Origin of the sequence: Paenibacillus sp. JJ1722, from assembly GCF_048282685.1 — a bacterium.
Taxonomy (GTDB): Bacteria; Bacillota; Bacilli; order Paenibacillales; family Paenibacillaceae; genus Paenibacillus; species Paenibacillus polymyxa_B.
Genome location: NZ_CP182500.1, coordinates 1,139,885 through 1,154,904 on the forward strand (window position 1 = coordinate 1,139,885; position 15,020 = coordinate 1,154,904).

Genomic DNA, 15,020 nt, shown 5'->3' on the forward strand with positions numbered 1-15,020 from the left:
ATTGGAACGTTTCAATATTAATCCCCCCTTTTGGAACTGAAAGGGGGAGGCATCATATAGTAGAAATGAAGAATAGCAAATTCGAAAGTATGAGCAGTAAAGTAATAGAACTGATTTTGATAACTTGGTTATTAATTGGTGTAATTTTCATGTAGTAATCAGCAAATCTAAATGATATATTATTTATCCGGCCGTAAGATAGGCTGTGATGTAATATTTAGATGGACTTCAAAAATTCAAAGGATCACCTGTGAGGTATTATTTACCAGTAGTATGAATCGCCAAAGTATGATATATTAATATTCCGGGTGTTGATATGTCCGGAAATGATTGATCTTTGAAAACTGAACAACGAGTGAGTAAAACGATTTTGTTCGCAAAATCAAACAAGAGATATTTTTATCTCGTCAGTTTCAAAATGAGCTTATCGCTCTTTCTATAAACCGGCTTCGGTTGGTCTTTAATGGAGAGTTTGATCCTGGCTCAGGACGAACGCTGGCGGCGTGCCTAATACATGCAAGTCGAGCGGGGTTGTTTAGAAGCTTGCTTCTAAACAGCCTAGCGGCGGACGGGTGAGTAACACGTAGGCAACCTGCCCACAAGACAGGGATAACTACCGGAAACGGTAGCTAATACCCGATACATCCTTTTCCTGCATGGGAGAAGGAGGAAAGACGGAGCAATCTGTCACTTGTGGATGGGCCTGCGGCGCATTAGCTAGTTGGTGGGGTAAAGGCCTACCAAGGCGACGATGCGTAGCCGACCTGAGAGGGTGATCGGCCACACTGGGACTGAGACACGGCCCAGACTCCTACGGGAGGCAGCAGTAGGGAATCTTCCGCAATGGGCGAAAGCCTGACGGAGCAACGCCGCGTGAGTGATGAAGGTTTTCGGATCGTAAAGCTCTGTTGCCAGGGAAGAACGTCTTGTAGAGTAACTGCTACAAGAGTGACGGTACCTGAGAAGAAAGCCCCGGCTAACTACGTGCCAGCAGCCGCGGTAATACGTAGGGGGCAAGCGTTGTCCGGAATTATTGGGCGTAAAGCGCGCGCAGGCGGCTCTTTAAGTCTGGTGTTTAATCCCGAGGCTCAACTTCGGGTCGCACTGGAAACTGGGGAGCTTGAGTGCAGAAGAGGAGAGTGGAATTCCACGTGTAGCGGTGAAATGCGTAGATATGTGGAGGAACACCAGTGGCGAAGGCGACTCTCTGGGCTGTAACTGACGCTGAGGCGCGAAAGCGTGGGGAGCAAACAGGATTAGATACCCTGGTAGTCCACGCCGTAAACGATGAATGCTAGGTGTTAGGGGTTTCGATACCCTTGGTGCCGAAGTTAACACATTAAGCATTCCGCCTGGGGAGTACGGTCGCAAGACTGAAACTCAAAGGAATTGACGGGGACCCGCACAAGCAGTGGAGTATGTGGTTTAATTCGAAGCAACGCGAAGAACCTTACCAGGTCTTGACATCCCTCTGACCGGTCTAGAGATAGACCTTTCCTTCGGGACAGAGGAGACAGGTGGTGCATGGTTGTCGTCAGCTCGTGTCGTGAGATGTTGGGTTAAGTCCCGCAACGAGCGCAACCCTTATGCTTAGTTGCCAGCAGGTCAAGCTGGGCACTCTAAGCAGACTGCCGGTGACAAACCGGAGGAAGGTGGGGATGACGTCAAATCATCATGCCCCTTATGACCTGGGCTACACACGTACTACAATGGCCGGTACAACGGGAAGCGAAATCGCGAGGTGGAGCCAATCCTAGAAAAGCCGGTCTCAGTTCGGATTGTAGGCTGCAACTCGCCTACATGAAGTCGGAATTGCTAGTAATCGCGGATCAGCATGCCGCGGTGAATACGTTCCCGGGTCTTGTACACACCGCCCGTCACACCACGAGAGTTTACAACACCCGAAGTCGGTGGGGTAACCCGCAAGGGAGCCAGCCGCCGAAGGTGGGGTAGATGATTGGGGTGAAGTCGTAACAAGGTAGCCGTATCGGAAGGTGCGGCTGGATCACCTCCTTTCTATGGAGAATCGTTTCCTGCAACGGAAACATTCAAATCAGCAGGTACATGTACCTGCGAACGGATATTCAATTCGGTTCATCACGTTCGTGTGAATGAAATGAATATCCTTAACTTACTCACTCGTTGCTCAGTTTTGAGAGCTCAAACTCTCAAGCTTCGACGAATGTTTCATTCACACATCCGTGTGGAACCGAAATATTCATCGGGTTTCGCTTCAATGAAGCGAATTGCACCTTGAAAACTGGATACCGAAACGAAATTGCGTTTTAGAATATTCCTTTAAGCTGATCTTGTGTAAACAAGTGAAATAAAGGTAGCAGGTAAGGAAAGATCTTTTGCCTTTGGCAAAAATCATTCTTTATTGAACATCGACATTTTCTTTCTTTGAAAGAAAAGTCTAGGTTAAGCTACAAAGAGCACACGGAGGATGCCTAGGCGCCAGGAGCCGACGAAGGACGTGGCGAACAACGATAAGGCCTCGGGGAGCTGTAAGCAAGCTTTGATCCGGGGATGTCCGAATGGGGAAACCCGGCTGTCTTCATCGACAGTCACTTTCTGCTGAATACATAGGCAGAATAGAGGCAGACCAGGGGAACTGAAACATCTAAGTACCCTGAGGAAGAGAAAACAATAGTGATTCCGTCAGTAGCGGCGAGCGAACGCGGATTAGCCCAAACCAAGGAGCTTGCTCCTTGGGGTTGTGGGACGTCTCACATGGAGTTACAAAGGAACCGGTTAGATGAAGAGGTCTGGAAAGGCCCGCCAGAGAAGGTAAAAGCCCTGTAGTTCAAAACTTGTTCTCTCCGAGACGGATCCCGAGTAGTGCGGGGCACGTGAAACCCCGTATGAATCCGGCAGGACCATCTGCCAAGGCTAAATACTCCCTGGCGACCGATAGTGAAGCAGTACCGTGAGGGAAAGGTGAAAAGCACCCCGGAAGGGGAGTGAAATAGATCCTGAAACCGTGTGCTTACAAGAAGTCAGAGCCCGATCTATGGGTGATGGCGTGCCTTTTGTAGAATGAACCGGCGAGTTACGTTCCCGTGCAAGGTTAAGGTGAAGAGCTGAAGCCGCAGCGAAAGCGAGTCTGAATAGGGCGAATGAGTACGTGGACGTAGACCCGAAACCGGGTGATCTACCCCTGTCCAGGGTGAAGGTGCGGTAACACGCACTGGAGGCCCGAACCCACGCATGTTGAAAAATGCGGGGATGAGGTGGGGGTAGCGGAGAAATTCCAATCGAACCCGGAGATAGCTGGTTCTCCCCGAAATAGCTTTAGGGCTAGCCTCGGAAAAAAGAATCGTGGAGGTAGAGCACTGATTGGGTGCGGGGCCCGCAAGGGTTACCAAGCTCAGTCAAACTCCGAATGCCATAGATTTAGTTCCGGGAGTCAGACAGTGAGTGCTAAGATCCATTGTCGAAAGGGAAACAGCCCAGACCATCAGCTAAGGTCCCCAAGTGTGTGTTAAGTGGGAAAGGATGTGGAGTTGCACAGACAACCAGGATGTTGGCTTAGAAGCAGCCACCATTGAAAGAGTGCGTAATAGCTCACTGGTCGAGTGACTCTGCGCCGAAAATGTAACGGGGCTAAACACACCACCGAAGCTATGGCTTGATGCTTGCATCAGGGGTAGGGGAGCGTTGAATGCGGGTTGAAGGTGTACCGTAAGGAGCGCTGGACTGCATTCAAGTGAGAATGCCGGTATGAGTAACGAAAAGATCTGTGAGAATCAGATCCGCCGAAAGCCTAAGGGTTCCTGAGGAAGGTTCGTCCGCTCAGGGTAAGTCGGGACCTAAGGCGAGGCCGATAGGCGTAGTCGAAGGACAACAGGTCGAAATTCCTGTACCACCGTAATCCGTTATGAGCAATGGGGTGACGCAGTAGGGTAGTGACGCGGACTGATGGATGTCCGTCTAAGCAGTGAGGCTGGTGTGTAGGCAAATCCGCACATCGTTAAGGCTGGGCTGTGATGGGGAGCGAAAATTATAGTAGCGAAGGTCATGATCTCAGACTGCCAAGAAAAGCCTCTAGCCAGGAGAAGGTGCCCGTACCGCAAACCGACACAGGTAGGCGAGAAGAGAATTCTAAGGCGCGCGGAAGAACTCTCGTTAAGGAACTCGGCAAAATGACCCCGTAACTTCGGGAGAAGGGGTGCCTCGGTAGGGTGAATAGCCCGAGGGGGCCGCAGTGAAAAGGCCCAAGCGACTGTTTAGCAAAAACACAGGTCTGTGCGAAGCCGCAAGGCGAAGTATACGGGCTGACGCCTGCCCGGTGCTGGAAGGTTAAGGGGAGTGGTAAGCCTTCGGGCGAAGCTATGAACCGAAGCCCCAGTAAACGGCGGCCGTAACTATAACGGTCCTAAGGTAGCGAAATTCCTTGTCAGGTAAATTCTGACCCGCACGAATGGCGTAACGACTTGGGCGCTGTCTCAACGAGAGATCCGGTGAAATTTTAATACCTGTGAAGATGCAGGTTACCCGCGACAAGACGGAAAGACCCCATGGAGCTTTACTGCAGCTTGATATTGAATTTGGGTACGATCTGTACAGGATAGGTGGGAGCCGTAGAACTTTGAGCGCCAGCTTGAAGGGAGGCATCCTTGGGATACCACCCTGATCGTATCTAGGTTCTAACTTGGTACCGTGATCCGGTGCGAGGACAGTGTCAGGTGGGCAGTTTGACTGGGGCGGTCGCCTCCTAAAGAGTAACGGAGGCGCCCCAAGGTTCCCTCAGAATGGTTGGAAATCATTCGAAGAGTGCAAAGGCAGAAGGGAGCTTGACTGCGAGACCTACAAGTCGAGCAGGGACGAAAGTCGGGCTTAGTGATCCGGTGGTACCGCATGGAAGGGCCATCGCTCAACGGATAAAAGCTACCCTGGGGATAACAGGCTTATCTCCCCCAAGAGTCCACATCGACGGGGAGGTTTGGCACCTCGATGTCGGCTCATCGCATCCTGGGGCTGAAGTAGGTCCCAAGGGTTGGGCTGTTCGCCCATTAAAGCGGTACGCGAGCTGGGTTCAGAACGTCGTGAGACAGTTCGGTCCCTATCTGTCGTGGGCGTAGGAAATTTGAGAGGAGCTGTCCTTAGTACGAGAGGACCGGGATGGACGTACCGCTGGTGTACCAGTTGTTCCGCCAGGAGCACCGCTGGGTAGCTATGTACGGAAGGGATAAGCGCTGAAAGCATCTAAGCGTGAAGCCCCCCTCAAGATGAGATTTCCCAATTAGTAAGACCCCTTGAAGACGACGAGGTAGATAGGTTGGGGGTGGAAGTGCAGTAATGCATGGAGCTGACCAATACTAATCGGTCGAGGGCTTATCCTAAGAATAAAACGCAAATGAGTTTCGGATCCAGTTTTCAGGGTGTAACCTTGAAGGTATGTACAAGTGACATACGACAAGCGCATGGCTATTCATTCACACGATAAGTGATGAACCGAATAACCGTACAGTAGAATTTACGATGTAAATTCATGTTTGGTGGCGATAGCGGAGGGGTTCCACACGTACCCATCCCGAACACGACCGTTAAGCCCTCCAGCGCCGATGGTACTTGGACCGCAGGGTCCTGGGAGAGTAGGACGCCGCCAAGCAACCCCATAATGGGGATTTTTTTTCGCCTATCAGGCTATTGATTATACATACAAAATTAAATTTTTAGATGGGGCTATAGCTCAGTCGGTAGAGCACCTGACTTTTAATCAGGGTGTCGAAGGTTCGAGTCCTTCATGGCTCCCATTGTATTCATGCGCGTGTGGCGGAATTGGCAGACGCACTAGACTTAGGATCTAGCGTCATTGACGTGGGGGTTCAAGTCCCTCCACGCGCATCTTGTTTTTGCGGACGTGGCTCAGCGGTAGAGCATCGCCTTGCCAAGGCGAGGGTCGCGGGTTCGATTCCCGTCGTCCGCTCCACTTATTAGTCCCCTTAGCTCAGCTGGATAGAGCGTTTGACTACGAATCAAAAGGTCGGGAGTTCGAATCTCTCAGGGGACGCCATTAACTTCATAAGCCGGTGTGGCGGAATTGGCAGACGCGCGCGACTCAAAATCGTGAGGGAAACCGTGGAGGTTCGAGTCCTCTCACCGGCATCTATTTCGGGATGTAGCTCAGCTTGGTAGAGCACCTGGTTTGGGACCAGGGGGTCGTGTATTCAAATCGTGTCGTCCCGATAAATTAATGGCGGGTGTAGTTCAATGTAGAACTCCAGCCTTCCAAGCTGGTAGCGTGGGTTCGATTCCCATAACCCGCTTTATATAGATGAAAAAGAAGAGATGGCTTATTTTTATGCCATCTCTTCTTTTTTACTTTTAAACTATTCCTATCCACATGACAACCAGTAGAAACTCCAAGGCAATCTCCTCCGTTCCTTTGCGTTATTAACATACATAGGCAACTTCCAGAATTCTTATTTTCTGATCTCCTCCATATACTTAAGTTTCAGTTCGCAGTTCAGTTCTTGAAGGAAATATCAGCATGCAGACAGAAAATCTCATCAGAAATTGCCCCACCTCCTGCACCCCGCAACCTAACTTTGTTATCGGCGAGAGAAGCAACCGCTCCAGATCCAGACCTTCAATCTGCTTAACTATCGGTCAATGGGCTTTGAGCGAAGCGCTGACCGAGTCATCTTCGTCTGAGAAGCAGCCAGTACACCCCGCTCTGATCCCGGACCTCGAACAGGGTCACTACTTCAACAGTTGAAGATATCCGATCCGGGTAACGAAGAAGTCGCTCGGGTGGTGCCGAGCACATAGGCTTCGTACTCATTTGGTTTACGTATGCGGGTATTCCCCTTCCATGCAGAGGGGCTTTCCCAAACAAACATGGCCTAATGGCCACCATCATGAATGAAAATGTCTTGGCTTGTGAATCTGAACCTCCTTAATGGAAGTACAGGGCACAGGCCGAGATTTTTTTGGTAGGACATACTCTGAGTCCTTAATTTCCCGACCTCAAGGAACTATAGGCAGCATCGTATTGTCTCGCTGGTCGAATATTTAAAGCGGTGTTGGTGAATACCAGTCTATGTGAACACTATTTAACAAACTAACTAACAAATTCGCCATTCAAATCTTCTCTTGAATCGATTTTGGTGAAATGTGGACTCCTGCTGTTAGGGCGTAAAGAGAGAAGAGGAGGAATAGAAATTGTCGTATCTGGTTGATTTTAAAGATGTGTCTACGGTTGGTTTAGAGTCTTCACCTGTAGCAGAAGCGCTTGCGGGTTTACGTGCTAATGAAGCCCGTTATTTTATGAATAAATACAAGTATGAATTTACGGTTGTACCCGCTAGCGAAAGCCAGGAGAGCCTTGATTATGTGAACCGAATTTTGATAGAAGAACGTGATAATGCGTTTGCGGCTAAACCTTTAGAAACGTCGCGTTTTCAAGTGGAAAATATCCAATTCACCTACGTTTTTTATGAGGATGGTCTTGCAATCAATGTCATGTATACGGTGGATGACTCTAAAAAGCGGGCCGTTGGTTTTAAGCTTTCTGAGGGGATGGAGGTACCAAAAGAGTTAGAAGAGAAGTTTAAGTTTGCTAGGCAGGAGTCTAAACTAGCTGGAACAATCCGGGGCTTCTTTTGTAATTAAAGGACAATATTAAAGTAAGCAAAAGCGCAAACGGAGGAATCCATCCCCTTATTCTCTTTGCAAAAAAATGTGAAATCAAAGAAAGGGCTATCCCGCAAAAGGATGGCCCTTTCTTTGAAGGAATGATGAAAAGCAATTTTGATTGAGAAAATGCTAGAAATAATAGGGAAAGATACCGCTTATCATATGATTATCATATAGGAAGATCGCGGGTAGTCTCTGATAAGGAGGCTATTTTTCGAGAACTTGCCCTTCAGCCAACGTGGTGAACCATACCATAAGTAAAGACGAAAAATTTTCTTGGGGGAAGTGACCTAACAATACGATTAGCCAGAATAGTTCGATGCGAATGAAGATAACAACACTCAGTGTGGTATACATTCGTGTTGATCTCGTGTTTTAATATCCAAACTTCTATTTCATACATGTTGTTGCTAGTCTATGTCTTGCTTCGCTTTTCTCAAGTGCTTTATTAAGCGGCCCATGATCGATTCTCGGTCTCGCCTCCAATCAGTTGTTGAAGTAGTGAGACTGTTCGAGGTCGTGGATTAGTGCAGGCTGCACAGGCCGCCATCCCAGAAGTTCCTGAGTTGCAACGCTTGATCTTGGGATATCGAGCGCTGCAAGTGTACTGAGGAAGCCGAAGTGGGTGTCTGCTTCTTCACGGGAAATGCTGACTACAGGCACGTTCAGGTGTTTACCGATAACACTTGCGATGTCGCGAAATGGCACTCCTTCATCTGCGACCCCATTTAGTCGTGAACCTGCGGGCGCCTTTTCTAACGCAAGGCGGTATATTACCACGCGATGGGTCCATCCTCATCTGAGAACGTTCCTGTTGGACCGTCCGCACCAATCATCGCAAGCCGGACCGCTTCACGCGCCCCTTGTTCAATACTACGAGTGCCAGCAAAATTATTGAGCGCAGTCGATGTAAAGCCTGGACATGCCGCATTGACCTTGATGTTTGTCGATTCAAGCGCAAAGGCAAAGGCAAGTGTCACCGCATGAACAGCCGATTTTGACGCCGAATAGGCCCCAAACATTGCACGATGTGAGTTTTCCGGAATGGAGTTCCAGCTAAGGGAGCCGCCGGTGCTGCCCATGTTGACGATGCGTGCTGCCGGAGCCTCACGTAAAAGTAACAACATGGCCTGGGTGACAGCAATGACACCAAAAACATTAGTTTCATAAACCGAACGAATGTCTTCGAGCGAAGCAGCGGTCAAAAGGCCGCTCGTCGCGCCACTGCTCGGAAACGGATCGCCCAGTTTACCTGCGTGTGATATGGCCGCATTGTTCACAAGGACATCGAGACGACCAAATTCGTTCCGAATACGCTCTGCTGCAGCAACAATGGAGTCCTGATCGGTAACGTCGAGCTGTAGAGCGTGCGCATCCGAACCGATGCTTTTGGAGGCAGTTTCTCCTTTCTCGAGGCTGCGTGATCCGACGAGCACGGTGAAGCCGTTTTCCGCTAGATCCTTGGCAATTTGTAAACCTATTCCTTTATTGGCGCCGGTGATCAAGGCTACGGGTTTGTCCTGCATGGTCGTAATCTCCTTTTTGGTATGGGATACCACCTATATATTTCCGGTTGGATGTGGGATAATGATATTAAATCACACAAAAACGAAACTGTAAAGTTCCGGAACTAAGCAGTTTCTTAATATATATTTTAAAAGGAGCTAAGTTTATGAGTAAAATAAAAAAGGAAATGTCTGAGAGGGCCGAATTATCTGAGGTTGTGGCAGAAAAGCCTGCACAAAAATTGGGCCGCAAGCGAGATCACACGCGGGATGATAAAATCCTTGAGGCGACAATCGACATCCTCGCCGATACGAGTTTCGATGGTATGACAATGGACATGGTCGCGGCTCGAGCAAAGGCTGGGAAGGCGACGGTTTACCGCCGCTGGTCTTCCAAGGCGGAGTTAGTCCGAGACGCCTTGGCCTGGATGAATCGAAATCATCTTGAGCTCGAAAGCTTGCCTGATACAGGAACCTTGCGCGAAGATCTCCTCGTGCTTTTGAAGCCGCAATCGATCGCGGAAGAAGAACGAAAATTTCGAGTCCTAGCGGGCCTAGGCTCCTTTTTGCAGCATCCGGAATTTGCCGAAGCAGGAACAGCCGGGATTTTCGAGCCATGGGTTGTTGTGAACCGCGAGCTTATGAACCGAGCCGTCGTCCGCGGTGAAATTCCCTCTCACGCGGACATTGAGATGGCTTGTCAGGTCATTACTTCAATGGCTTCCTTTCGCGGACTCATCCAGCGCAAACCGTTCGACAAGCCTTTCTTCACAGTGCTAATCGATGGCATTCTACTGCCTGCACTCAAAAACCCGCAAACAGCTCCAAATATCATGGACAGATGATGACCAGGCGCTTACCAGAAGAATCTACAAGGTGGATCAATCACAGAAATGATTCAACTAACGGGAAACGATATTTGAATTTAGAACAGGGAGCACACTGCCACTGTGAGGTACAAAAAAAGACCCAAATGTGACTTTGGTTGACGCAATGAAGGATGATTTAAATTATGTAATCATACTGAAATAGTGTTGTGGTTTGTGGTATAACATCACCCTACTAAACACCCAATATTCTAAAAATGGTTTTTAGTCTAGCGAATAACCGGCTATTCGTCCATGCCTAAAATAAACAACTCACGTACACTGAACCATATTTATAGGGAGGTGTCGTTGTTGAGTTGTCTGGATAAAAAAAAACGTGCAAAAAGAAAACTACAATTGTTTGCCATCCAAAAGAAAAGAAAAAAGAAACGGTTGAGTTGTCTGGATAAAAAAAAATCGTGCAAAAAGAAAACCGCAATTGTTTGCCATCCAAAAGGGAAAAAAAAGAAACGACGTCTTCTAGTTATTAAAAAAATAGTGCGGGTACCGTGTCCCCCACCTAAAGGTCAGCAATTACTTCAAGGACTTGCGGGAGCAATTGCAGAAGCTGGACCTCAAGGACTTGCAGGAGCACTTGGCCCCCAAGGATTGGCAGGGCTTGCAGGAGCGATAGGCGCACTTGGTCCCGAAGGACTTGCAGGAGCACTTGGCCCCCAAGGACTTGCAGGGATTGCAGGAGCAATTGGCGCACTTGGCCCCGAAGGACTTGCAGGAGCACTTGGCCCCCAAGGATTGGCAGGGATTGCAGGAGCGATAGGCGCACTTGGCCCCGAAGGACTTGCAGGAGCACTTGGTCCTCAAGGACTTGCAGGGATTGCAGGAGCACTTGGGGCGCTTGGCCCTCAAGGACTTGCAGGAGCACTTGGTCCCCAAGGACTGGCAGGGATTGCAGGAGCGATAGGTGCACTTGGCCCCGAAGGACTTGCAGGAGCACTTGGCCCACAGGGACTTGCAGGGATTGCAGGAGCAATTGGCGCAGCTGGATTGGCAGGACCAGCAGGACCAGCAGGGCCAGCGGGACCAGCAGGAGCAGCAGGACCAGCAGGACCAGCAGGGCCAGCGGGACCAGCAGGAGCAGCAGGGCTAACAGGTCCAGCAGGAGCAACAGGAGCAACAGGAGCAGCAGGAGCAACAGGAGCAGCAGGACCAGCAGGTGGAGTATTAGGCTTTGCAGATTTCTTTGCCTTGATGCCTCCTGATAATGCAGCAACTGTTGCTCCCGACACGGACGTGAGTTTTCCGCAAGATGGTCCAATCAGTGGGACTGCAATTACCCGTATAAATGCGAGTTCTTTTAACTTGGCTACAATTGGCACTTATCAGGTTTTGTTTCAGGTAGGTGTAAACGAACCGGGTCAACTCATTTTAACACTCAACGGCGCTGACCTGGCTTATACGGTGGTCGGGCGTGCAACAGGTACTTCTCAAATAGTAGGAATGGCTCTTGTACAAACAACGGTCATTAATTCAGTACTCACAGTGCGAAATCCTGCTGGCAATGCCGCGGCACTCACGATCACTCCATTAGCTGGAGGAACAAGACCAGTTTCCGCGCACCTTGTTATTACGCAGGTTGCATAGAGGGAAAGAAATGCAGTATTTTTCGATAATAATGCCAATATCAAATAGAGGCCGCCCTCAATATTTCTGCGGTGCAATAATTTGGTAAGGGGACATTGTGCTCCTACGACATAAATGTATTGCTTTGTAGCGATCACCGCCGACAGGGGCGTTTCTCCAGACATCTGTGATGGGGGACGTCCCTTCTTTGATAAATGTATTAAACTAAGCGTACACGATAGTTCAATAAATACATTGATACCGTAAACGAAAAAAGAGGAGTAGATTTCCTTAGGGCATCTACTCCATACTTCTAACGGTTATTGTTAAATTGTTGGTTCTTTTGGCGTAATCAAAACCTACGGGTGATCTTTTGAAAGAGGGTTAGATATCGAGTTTACGGCTACCGATCCATTTCACCATGTCAGGATCGCGATGTGAAAAGAACAGGCTCTGTTTCGTATCTAACGTAGTAATCGACTCCATATCCTCTTGGCTTAACTCAAAGTCAAAGATATCGAAGTTTTCGATAATTCTTTCTTTACGAACAGACTTTGGAATCACAACAACTTCTCTTTGTGTCAACCAGCGTAAAACCACCTGAGCAACGGATTTATTATACTTTTCAGCTATGGCTGCCAATATCTCATGCTGGAACAAGTTATTTTTCCCTTCAGCAAAAGGCGCCCAGGATTCGATCTGAACGTTATTCTCTTTCATGAATTTTGCATTTTCAATTTGCTGATTGAATGGGTGCGTTTCAACCTGGTTTACGGCAGGAACTACTTCATTATGAATAATCAAATCGATCAGGCGATCCTCATGGAAGTTACTAACGCCGATTGCACGGACCTTTCCTTCACGATACAATTCCTCCATAGCGCGCCAAGAACCAAATACATCTCCATATGGCTGGTGAATTAAATACAAATCCAAATAATCCAACTGCAATCTTTCCAGTGATTTTTCAAATGCCTTTTTTGTACGCTCATAACCAGTATCCTGAACCCAAAGTTTCGTAGTGATAAATAACTCCTCTCTTGTCACGCCACTTCGATTAATCGCTCTGCCAACTGCTTCTTCATTTAAATAAGAGGCAGCGGTATCTATCAACCGATAGCCTGCCATAATAGCGTCATAAACACTTTGTTCACATTCATTTGCATCTTGGATCTGATAAACACCAAAACCGAGTATAGGCATCTCAACACCATTGTTCAAAGTTACTTTTTGCATATAAAATCCTCCAGTATTTTTAATTATTATGTGTAAATCAACTACAATCCATATTCATAACAGACACCCACTTCACATCCTTATTATGCACCAGATGACAAAGCGATCGTTATCCCGTTCGTGCCAAATGTTTGCCTAATCCTCTCACTACCACCTACAACTTAATTTAATTCGGGGTTCAACTAACGGAAAACGATAGTTAAATTTAGAACAGGGAGCACACTGCCGCGGCGAATGCTCCCTCTTTCATTGAAGTAACAGGCAGATTGGTGCAATATCCGTCAAAATTAAATACACAAAAAAATTGACTTCGAGTGTACTCGAAGCCGTAGACTATCTTCTAAGATCAAGCATGAACTTTTGACGCTGATTTGATATGTTCCGGTATATCGTACTTTTCTCCACATTCTGGGTTATTGTTAACTGGATTCCAGGTATCGTCTAATTGACCAGCCAAAACACTTTCGTAGTAAGCCTTCTTCTCTTTTATGTGCATTAATTGAAGGTTGTACTCATGGATCTTCGCTTCTAGTTCTTTTTCTTGTTTTACAACAAGCTCAGCCCTTTCAGGAATCGTCTCATCACCTTGCAAACACATAGCAATGTAATGTTTGACTTCTGAAATCGGCAATCCTGAAATACGAAAGCAATGCACCATTCGCAACCAATCCAGATCATGTTCAGAGAATAAGCGATTGTTTCTGCCGTCTCTCGAAACGAAAGGTATTAATTGTTGGTCATCATAGTAACGGATCGTATGTTTTGTAAGGCCAGTTATTTCAGATACATCTTTTACCGTATATTTTGGTTCATGTAATGTCTGATTCAAAATTTCGAACCTCCCTGCTATTGACTTCGAGTTACTCGAATACTTTATGATGTCATTTTACCAATGTTGTGAGCGCTCATCAACTGGTAATCTCCTCTGGGAATGCGAATAAATGCTTTAACTTAAGACAACAATTACTACAGTTTATAAATGAATAACTAGAAAGAGGTTAGAAAATGAACGCAAAATATAACAAACTATTTGAATCCTTTACACTCAAAAATGGAATCGACCTTAGAAATCGAGTCATTATGGCGCCTATGACAACTTGGGCCAGTAATGACGATTACACGATTTCAGATGAAGAAGTAAATTATTATAAAAAAAGAGTGAACGGTGTAGGTTTGGTTATAACAGGCTGTACGCATGTCCAACCAAACGGTATAGGTTTTACGCATGAATTTGCAGGCTATGACGATACCTTTATTCCAAGTTTACGAAAATTAGCCGATGCGGCGAAAAGTGGAGGAGCTCCTGCGGTACTTCAAGTTTTCCACGCAGGCAACAAAGCACTTCCGACCTTAACTCCAAATGGAGATGTGGTAAGTTCCAGTGCTGTACAGACTGAAGCTACGGCATTTGCTCCTTCCGTTTTACCGAGAGCACTTTCACATGATGAGATCATGGAAGTAATTCGTGTATTTGGAGAAACAACAAGACGAGCCATTGAAGCAGGATTTGATGGTGTTGAAATTCATGGTGCACATGGATTTTTGCTGCAAAACTTCTTTTCTCCATTCTTCAACAGACGTGAGGATCAATGGGGAGGTTCTTTAGAAAATCGCTTGCGTTTTCCGTTGGCGGTTGTTCAAGAAATGAAAAATGTGATTCGAAAATTTGCAACAAAACCGTTTATATTGGGTTACAGGCTTTCTCCTGATGAACCAATTGAAGGTGGTCTGCGAATGAAAGATACCTATACATTAATTGATCACCTGATTGAAGAAGGTGTCGATTATGTGCATGCTTCACTCGTAAATGCGCTCTCGTTAAAGCCGTTCGATAGTCAGGATGAAAAAACATATCTTGAATTAATTATAGAACATGTAAATGGCAGATTGTCTGTAATGGCAGCTGGTGCTATGGACACTCCGGATGACGTTGTAACGGCTTTAGATAAGGGGCTGTCCTTAGCGGCTATTGGTCATACGTTAATCATGAATCCAGACTGGGTAGAAAAGGTTCAAAGTGGACAAGAGTCTGAAATCCAAACAGCGATAAAGGCTTCAAAAGTTGGTAAGCTTGAGCTTCCGGAAAAACTTTGGGGTGTCATCCAAGCTTCAGGTCCATGGTTTCATATCGAAGAATAACATTTTTATTGTTATCACGTTTTCATCAAGAAAGGATGTGAATTATATG

The 15,020-nt window shown here is 47.2% G+C and carries 6 protein-coding genes, 7 tRNA genes, 3 rRNA genes and 1 pseudogene; 14 read left to right on the forward strand and 3 right to left on the reverse strand.

The genetic code is table 11. The annotated features are described in order from the left end of the window. Positions 1–460: 460 nt before the first annotated feature. The 11 genes and pseudogenes from ACM1ND_RS05230 to ACM1ND_RS05280 all read left to right on the forward strand — a co-directional run bounded on the left by ACM1ND_RS05230 (position 461) and on the right by ACM1ND_RS05280 (position 7,633). Positions 461–2,016 (forward strand): 16S ribosomal RNA (locus ACM1ND_RS05230). A 403-nt stretch (positions 2,017–2,419) separates the two neighbouring features. Further along, positions 2,420–5,345 (forward strand): 23S ribosomal RNA (locus ACM1ND_RS05235). 152 nt (positions 5,346–5,497) lie between these two features. Next, a 5S ribosomal RNA gene (rrf, locus tag ACM1ND_RS05240) occupies positions 5,498–5,614 on the forward strand. Together the 16S, 23S and 5S rRNA genes with 7 tRNA genes alongside form the textbook arrangement of a ribosomal RNA operon. Before the next feature lie 70 nt (positions 5,615–5,684). Beyond that, positions 5,685–5,758: transfer RNA gene (locus ACM1ND_RS05245), tRNA-Lys, on the forward strand. Between the two features lie 11 nt (positions 5,759–5,769). After that, positions 5,770–5,850, forward strand: a tRNA-Leu gene (locus tag ACM1ND_RS05250). A gap of 10 nt (positions 5,851–5,860) precedes the next feature. Next, positions 5,861–5,935, forward strand: a tRNA-Gly gene (locus ACM1ND_RS05255). A 7-nt stretch (positions 5,936–5,942) separates the two neighbouring features. Beyond that, positions 5,943–6,019: transfer RNA gene (locus ACM1ND_RS05260), tRNA-Arg, on the forward strand. Positions 6,020–6,031: 12 nt separating this feature from the next. Next, positions 6,032–6,111: transfer RNA gene (locus ACM1ND_RS05265), tRNA-Leu, on the forward strand. Positions 6,112–6,118: 7 nt separating this feature from the next. After that, a tRNA-Pro gene (locus tag ACM1ND_RS05270) sits at positions 6,119–6,192 on the forward strand. Between the two features lie 10 nt (positions 6,193–6,202). After that, positions 6,203–6,272: transfer RNA gene (locus ACM1ND_RS05275), tRNA-Gly, on the forward strand. Positions 6,273–7,170: 898 nt separating this feature from the next. Then, positions 7,171–7,633 (forward strand): annotated as a pseudogene (locus tag ACM1ND_RS05280) (phage tail protein). Between the two features lie 784 nt (positions 7,634–8,417). Here ACM1ND_RS05280 and ACM1ND_RS05285 read toward each other — a convergent pair. Next, on the reverse strand, positions 8,418–9,170 hold the full coding sequence (locus ACM1ND_RS05285; protein WP_418027167.1) for an SDR family oxidoreductase: 753 nt from the start codon (positions 9,168–9,170) through the stop codon (positions 8,418–8,420). Positions 9,171–9,316: 146 nt separating this feature from the next. Here ACM1ND_RS05285 and ACM1ND_RS05290 point away from each other — a divergent pair, with 146 nt between their 5' ends. Continuing rightward, complete coding sequence (locus ACM1ND_RS05290; RefSeq protein WP_418027169.1) at positions 9,317–9,994, forward strand: TetR/AcrR family transcriptional regulator; 678 nt, start codon at positions 9,317–9,319, stop codon at positions 9,992–9,994. Between the two features lie 333 nt (positions 9,995–10,327). Next, entirely contained in the window at positions 10,328–11,617 is a 1,290-nt protein-coding gene (locus tag ACM1ND_RS05295) for a collagen-like protein (RefSeq protein ID WP_418027171.1), read from the forward strand. Positions 11,618–11,980: 363 nt separating this feature from the next. On the opposite strand, the gene ACM1ND_RS05300 is transcribed toward ACM1ND_RS05295, so the two are convergent. Both ACM1ND_RS05300 and ACM1ND_RS05305 read right to left on the reverse strand, forming a co-directional pair. After that, positions 11,981–12,832, reverse strand: coding sequence for an aldo/keto reductase (locus tag ACM1ND_RS05300; protein WP_023987239.1), 852 nt, complete (start codon positions 12,830–12,832; stop codon positions 11,981–11,983). A 346-nt stretch (positions 12,833–13,178) separates the two neighbouring features. Next, positions 13,179–13,661, reverse strand: a complete 483-nt coding sequence (locus ACM1ND_RS05305) for a MerR family transcriptional regulator (RefSeq protein ID WP_023987240.1) — start codon at positions 13,659–13,661, stop codon at positions 13,179–13,181. A gap of 176 nt (positions 13,662–13,837) precedes the next feature. Between ACM1ND_RS05305 and ACM1ND_RS05310 the strand changes: the two genes are divergently transcribed. Further along, entirely contained in the window at positions 13,838–14,971 is a 1,134-nt protein-coding gene (locus ACM1ND_RS05310; protein ID WP_418027173.1) for an NADH-dependent flavin oxidoreductase, read from the forward strand. Positions 14,972–15,020: the final 49 nt, after the last annotated feature.